Annotated in this window: 5 protein-coding genes and 2 rRNA genes; all 7 read left to right on the top strand. The window is 69.3% G+C overall.

Going from position 1 to position 6449, the window contains the following annotated elements; genetic code table 11:
* A 23S ribosomal RNA gene (locus ACFRQN_RS25500) occupies positions 1-93 on the top strand; the annotation flags it as partial.
* An 80-nt stretch (positions 94-173) separates the two neighbouring features.
* Positions 174-290: ribosomal RNA gene (gene rrf / locus ACFRQN_RS25495) — 5S ribosomal RNA — on the top strand.
* A gap of 100 nt (positions 291-390) precedes the next feature.
* Positions 391-1011: a CDP-alcohol phosphatidyltransferase family protein gene (locus ACFRQN_RS25490; protein ID WP_049653270.1), complete on the top strand. Its 621-nt coding sequence runs from the start codon at positions 391-393 to the stop codon at positions 1009-1011.
* Between the two features lie 124 nt (positions 1012-1135).
* Positions 1136-3631, top strand: coding sequence for a mannose-1-phosphate guanyltransferase (locus tag ACFRQN_RS25485; RefSeq protein ID WP_049653268.1), 2496 nt, complete (start codon positions 1136-1138; stop codon positions 3629-3631).
* A 196-nt stretch (positions 3632-3827) separates the two neighbouring features.
* Positions 3828-4907: a DUF881 domain-containing protein gene (locus ACFRQN_RS25480; RefSeq protein ID WP_380742355.1), complete on the top strand. Its 1080-nt coding sequence runs from the start codon at positions 3828-3830 to the stop codon at positions 4905-4907.
* On the top strand, positions 4904-5236 hold the full coding sequence (locus ACFRQN_RS25475) for a small basic family protein (RefSeq protein WP_030062488.1): 333 nt from the start codon (positions 4904-4906) through the stop codon (positions 5234-5236). Before ACFRQN_RS25480 ends, ACFRQN_RS25475 begins: the two co-directional genes overlap by 4 nt.
* A gap of 283 nt (positions 5237-5519) precedes the next feature.
* Positions 5520-6446, top strand: a complete 927-nt coding sequence (locus ACFRQN_RS25470; protein ID WP_380742357.1) for a DUF881 domain-containing protein — start codon at positions 5520-5522, stop codon at positions 6444-6446.
* The last annotated feature ends 3 nt before the right edge of the window (positions 6447-6449 follow it).

Here is a 6449-nt window from a genome sequence, read left to right as displayed (position 1 = left end):
GGCTCCCAGTAGACGACTGGGTTGATAGGCCGGATATGGAAGCCCTGTGAGGGGTGGAGTTGACCGGTACTAATAGGCCGAGGGCTTGTCCTCAGTTGCTCGCGTCCACTGTGTTGTTCTGAAACAACGACCCGCTCTTTGTGAAGGGCGTGCGGTTGACAGTTTCATAGTGTTTCGGTGGTCATAGCGTGAGGGAAACGCCCGGTTACATTCCGAACCCGGAAGCTAAGCCTTACAGCGCCGATGGTACTGCAGGGGGGACCCTGTGGGAGAGTAGGACGCCGCCGAACAATTCTTCTAGAGAAGCCCCCGCCGGGTGAACCGGTCGGGGGCTTCTCTGTTGTAGGGTCAACATGCAATTGTCGTCACACGGGACAGGAGGCCCCCCGGGTGGAGGTCCAGGAGACGCGGGTCCAGACCGATCGCGTCCTCACCATCCCCAATATGCTGAGCATGGGCCGGCTGGTCGGTGTTCCGCTCTTCCTCTGGCTCATCCTGTGGCCGGTCTTCGACGGGCCCAACAATGACGGTTGGGCGCTGCTGATCCTGATGTTGAGCGGGATCAGCGACTACCTGGACGGGAAGCTCGCCCGCCGGTGGGGGCAGATCAGCCGGGTGGGGCAGCTGCTCGATCCGCTGGCCGACCGGCTGTACGTGCTGTCCACGCTGGTCGGGTTGACGTGGCGTGGGATTCTGCCGTGGTGGCTCACCGCGATCCTGTTGGCCCGTGAGGCATTCATCGCCGGCCTGCTGCCGATTCTGGCCCGGCGCGGTTACGGACCGCTCCAGACGAGTTTCCTGGGGAAGGCCGCGACCTTCAATCTGATGTACGCGTTTCCGCTTCTGCTGCTCGGCAGTGTCGACAGCTGGATCGCCCGGCCGGCCGAGGTGGTGAGCTGGGCGTTCATCTGGTGGGGGACGACCTTGTACTGGTGGGCCGCGATTCTTTACGCGGTCCAGGCGCGGCAGATCGTCCGGGGGAGCACCGCGGGCCCGGCGTCCACAGTCTGAGACGTGATCTGAGAGAAGCCCCACGCCTCCTCGGTGCGTCGGACGATACCTTCCGGGTAGAGAACCTTCTGGAACGCTTTGATGGACCTGCCGGTCCACCACCGCGAAGGAGGACGCACCCGTAATGAAAGCCGTTGTAATGGCAGGGGGCGAGGGCACTCGACTCCGCCCGATGACCTCCAGCATGCCGAAGCCGCTGCTTCCGGTCGCCAATAGGCCGATCATGGAGCACGTGCTTCGGCTGCTGAAGCGGCACGGCCTCTCCGACACCGTCGTCACCGTGCAGTTCCTGGCGTCGCTGGTCAAGAACTATTTCGGTGACGGCGAAGAGCTGGGCATGCATCTGACCTATGCCCACGAGGAGACGCCACTGGGCACTGCGGGGAGTGTCAAGAACGCCGAGGACGCGCTCAAGGACGATTCCTTTCTGGTGATCTCCGGTGACGCGTTGACCGACTTCAATCTCTCGGAATTGATCGACTTTCACCGCAGTAAGAACGCTCTGGTCACCGTCTGTCTCACGAGGGTGCCGAATCCACTGGAGTTCGGCATCACGATCACGGACGAGGAGGGGAGGGTCGAGCGGTTCCTGGAGAAGCCGACCTGGGGGCAGGTCTTCTCCGACACGGTGAACACCGGTATCTACGTGATGGAACCCGAGGTCTTCGACTACGTCGCGGCGGGCGAGTCCGTCGACTGGTCGAGTGACGTCTTCCCCCAGCTCCTGAAGGAGGGCAAGCGGGTCTACGGGTACGTCGCCGAGGGCTACTGGGAGGACGTGGGCACCCACGAGAGCTACGGCAAGGCCCAGGCGGACGTCCTGGAGGGCAAGGTCGACGTCGAGCTCGACGGGTTCGAGATCTCCCCGGGGGTCTGGGTCGCCGAGGGCGCCGAGGTGGACCCGGAGGCGGTGCTGCGCGGGCCGCTGTACATCGGGGACTACGCCAAGGTCGAGGCCGGCGTGGAGATCCGCGAGCACACCGTGCTGGGCAGCAACGTGGTCGTCAAGCGCGGCGCGTTCCTGCACAGGGCGGTGGTGCACGACAACGTGTACGTCGGGCCGCAGAGCAATCTGCGGGGCTGCGTGGTCGGCAAGAACACCGACGTGATGCGGGCCGCGCGGATCGAGGACGGCGCGGTGATCGGGGACGAGTGCCTGGTCGGCGAGGAGTCGATCATCGGGGCGAACGTCCGGGTCTACCCGTTCAAGACCATCGAGGCCGGCGCCGTCGTCAACACCTCGGTGATCTGGGAGTCGCGCGGCCAGGAGCACCTGTTCGGGGTCCGCGGCGTCTCGGGCATCCTGAACGTCGAGATCACCCCGGAGCTGGCCGTCCGGCTGGCGGGGGCGTACGCGACGACGCTGAAGAAAGGTGCCACCGTCACCATCGCGCGTGACCACTCGCGTGGTGCGCGTGCGCTCAAACGGGCGATGATCTCGGCGCTCCAGACCTCCGCGATCGACGTCCGCGACCTCGAGAACGTGCCCATGCCGGTGGCCCGGCAGCACACGGCGCGGGGGAGCGCGGGCGGGATCTTCCTGCGGACCACACCGGGTGTGCCGGACTCGCTGGACATCCTCTTCTTCGACGAGCGCGGGGCGGACCTCTCGCAGGCCGGCCAGCGCAAGCTCGACCGCGTCTACGCGCGCCAGGAGTTCCGGCGGGCCTTCCCCGGTGAGATCGGGGACCTGACCTTCCCCTCCAGCGTCTTCGACTCCTACGCGGGAAACCTGCTGCGGACGGTGGACACGACCGGAGTGCGGGAGGCCGGGCTGAAGGTGGTCGTGGACACCGCGCACGGCAGCGCGGGCCTCGTCCTGCCGAGCATCCTGGGCCGACTCGGGGTCGAGGCGCTCACCGTCTCCAGCGGGCTGGACGAGGCGCGGCCGACCGAGGACGCGGAAACGCGGCGGGCGGGCCTGGCCAGGCTCGGTGAGCTGGTCGCCTCCTCGCGGGCGGCCTTCGGGGTGCGGTTCGACCCGGTGGGCGAGCGCGTCGCGTTCGTGGACGAGCTCGGGCGGGTGATCGACGACGACCGGGCCCTGCTGGTGCTGCTGGACCTGGTCGCCGCCGAGCGGCGCAGCGGGCAGGTGGCACTGCCGGTGACCACCACCCGGATCGCCGAGCAGGTCGCCGCGTACCACGGCACCCAGGTCATCTGGACCACGACGACGCCGGACGACCTCGCGAAGGCGGCCTCCGCCGAGGGCACGGTGTTCGGCGGGGACGGGCGCGGCGGCTTCGTGGTGCCCGAGTTCAGCGGGGTGCTGGACGGCGCCGCGGCGTTCGTCCGGCTGGTCGGCCTGGTGGCGCGGACCCAGCTCACGCTGAGCCAGATCGACGCCCGGATCCCGCAGGCGCACATCCGGCGCCGGGACATCGCGACGCCGTGGGCCGCCAAGGGCATGGTCATGCGCTCGGTGGTGGAGGCGGCCGGCAGCCGTCGGCTGGACACCACCGACGGCGTCCGGGTGGTCGAGGCGGACGGGCGCTGGACGCTGGTGCTCCCGGACCCGGCCGAGGCGGTCACCCACCTCTGGGCGGAGGGCCCCGATGACGAGGCCACCGAGGCGCTGCTGGACGAGTGGGCGGCCGTGGTCGACGGAGCGGGACGGTGACGAACCGGAACTGAGCACGATCAGGAACTGAGCTCGGAACCGCCTCGGACGGCGGGGCGCGCGGTGTGACCCGCGCGCCCCTCTGTCCGTTTTCACATCATTCGGAATATTCCGTCACATTCCGTCATGTGTGCAGCGTGTGTGCAGCTCAGGGGCCGTGCACGGGCCCCCTCGACGACATGGGACGATGGTCTCCATGCCAGCGACGCCGACGCCGAGTGCCCCGAACGGACGGTACAACCGCCCGGACGCCTCGATGTCCTTGCTGACCAACGTGATGGACCACAGCCTGGACGAGGGCTACGCGGAGGCGGCCGCCGCGCGCGGCGGTGCCCGCGACAGCCGGATACCCGGGACCCTGCCGGGGCTGCTGACGCTCGGGGCGGGGCTGGCGCTGGTCGGCGCGGTGGTGACGGTGGGCGCGGTGAACGCGCACAAGGCCGAGCCCTCGCTGGCCAAGGAACGGGACGCGCTGATCCACCGGATCAACGACAGCAACACCTCGGCCGACCGGTTGCAGAAGCAGGTGCAGGAGCTGCGGCTCAAGGTCGACAGCACGCAGCAGCAGGCGCTCGCCTCGGGCGACGCCGATCCCGGCGGGGTGAGCGGGGCCGTGGGCCTGGGCCAGGTCACCGGGCCGGGCCTGAAGCTGGTCCTGGAGGACGCCGCGGGCACGGGCAGCGGCGGCAACGTCGACCCGAGGGCCGGGCAGGGCTTCTCCAACAGCGGCCGGCTGCGGGACCGCGACCTGCAGCTGGTGGTGAACGGCCTCTGGGGATCCGGGGCCGAGGCGATCGCGATCAACGGCCAGCGGCTGACCGCGCTGTCCGCGATCCGGGCCGCGGGCGAGGCGGTGCTGGTGGACAACCGGCCGCTGGTGCCGCCGTACAACATCCAGGCGATCGGGGACGGCTCGAAGCTCCTCACCGCCTTCGAGAAGGACATGGCCGGGCAGTACCTGCGGCTGCTCCAGGAGCAGTACGGCATCAAGTCGACGCTCTCCGTGCAGAAGAACCTGACGTTGCCGGCGGCGGTGGGGGTGACGCTGCGGACCGCGCAGCCGGTGACGCCCGAGGCCTCGCCCCCGGCGACCGCGGGCGCAACGGCGCCGGCCGGAGCCGGAACCCAGGAGAGCCCCGGCGCGTCCGTCTCACCGTCGGCCTCGCCTTCCGCTTCCGCCTCGTCGGCCCCGACCAGCGGTGCTTCCACCGCCAAGCGGCGTCCGCCGACCGGAACCACCAAGACCACGACAGGGACAGGAGCAGCCAGACCGTGATTGCCGTACTGGGTCTTGTGATCGGGGTGGTCGTCGGCCTCTTCGTCCAACCCGAGGTGCCGGACGCCGTCGTGCCCTACCTGCCGATCGCGGTGGTGGCGGCGCTGGACGCCGTGTTCGGCGGCGTCCGGGCGATGCTCGACGGGATCTTCAACGACAAGGTGTTCATCGTCTCGTTCCTGTCGAACGTGGTGGTCGCGGCACTGATCGTCTTCCTCGGTGACCAGCTGGGCGTCGGCTCGCAGCTGTCCACCGGCGTGGTCGTCGTCCTCGGCATCCGTATCTTCTCCAACGCGGCCGCGATCCGGCGCCATGTCTTCCGTGCCTGAGTCGGGCCGCGAGCCCGCGGCGGAGGACGGGCGGGAGGCGGCGGTGGCCGGGCCGGCCGCCGGGAAACCGGCTGGAGAGCCGGGCGGGAAAGCGGTCGAGAAGGCGGTGTCGAAGCCCGTCCGGGAGGTCGTGGACGCACCTCGGACGGACAATGCGGCGGACGTGGACGAGGCTGCCGGGACGGCCGGGGAGACCGCCGAGGCCGTGGAGCCCGTCGTCGCCTCGGCGGAGAAGTCTGACGCTAAGGCTGAGCTTGAGGCCGGTTCGGTGCCCGAGCCGACGCTGCGGCTCACAAAGGTCACCGCGCCGGCCCCCGGGGCCGAGCCGAAGACCGAGCCGAAGACCGAGCCGAAGACCGGGGCGAAGCCGGAGTCCGCGCCTGCCGCTGAGCCCGAGCCCACGCCCGAGCCCGTGCCTGCCCCGGAGCCCGCGGCGGAAGCGGAGTCCGAGCCGGAACCCGAGCCCGAGCCCGTCGCGGACCGGAGTGCCGGCCGGCGGCGCCTGAAGGCGGCGCTCTGGCCGCCGCGGCTGTCGCGCGGCCAGCTGGTGGTGGCGCTGCTGCTGTTCTCGCTCGGCCTGGGGCTGGCGATCCAGGTGCGGTCGACCAACGACCACCACAGTCAGCTCCGCGGGGCCCGCCAGGAGGACCTGGTGCGGATCCTCGATGAACTGGACAGCCGTCAGCAACGTCTTCAGCAGGAGAAGGCGGAGTTGGAGCAGTCCCTGGCGAAGTTGGAGAACAGCTCCAACCAGGCCAAGGAGGCCCAGGAGCAGACCAGGAAGAAGGCGACGGAGCTCGGCGTGCTCGCCGGCACCGTCAAAGCCACTGGTCCGGGCATCGTACTCACGGTCGATGATCCCCAAGGGCAGGTGAAGGCAGATATGCTGCTGGACACCCTGCAAGAACTTCGAGCGGCGGGGGCGGAGGCGATTCAGATCAACGATGTGCGCGTGGTGGTCAACACCTACTTCACCGACCTGTCGGCCGGTGGGGTGCAGATCGACGGGAAGAAGGTCTCGCAGCCCTACCGCTTCACGGTCGTGGGGAACCCGCAGGATCTGACACCCGCGCTGAACATCCCGGGAGGTGTCGTCCGCACGCTGGAGAGCCACCAGGCGCGGGCGACGATCGCCCAGCAGCAGAAGGTGGTCGTCGACGCCCTCGTGGACCCGAAGTCGCCGCAGTACGCCAAGCCGGCTTCGAAGTGACGG

Origin of the sequence: Kitasatospora sp. NPDC056800, assembly GCF_042789775.1 — a bacterium.
Taxonomy (GTDB): Bacteria; Actinomycetota; Actinomycetes; order Streptomycetales; family Streptomycetaceae; genus Kitasatospora.
Note: the sequence above shows the minus strand (reverse complement) of the source record. Positions and strands in the feature narration are given on the sequence as shown.

Excerpts from the sequence above, each read along its gene's own strand:
- ACFRQN_RS25485 (WP_049653268.1), top strand. The coding sequence starts at position 1,136 with ATGAAAGCCGTTGTAATGGCAGGGGGCGAGGGCACTCGACTCCGCCCG.
- ACFRQN_RS25480 (WP_380742355.1), top strand. The coding sequence starts at position 3,828 with ATGCCAGCGACGCCGACGCCGAGTGCCCCGAACGGACGGTACAACCGC.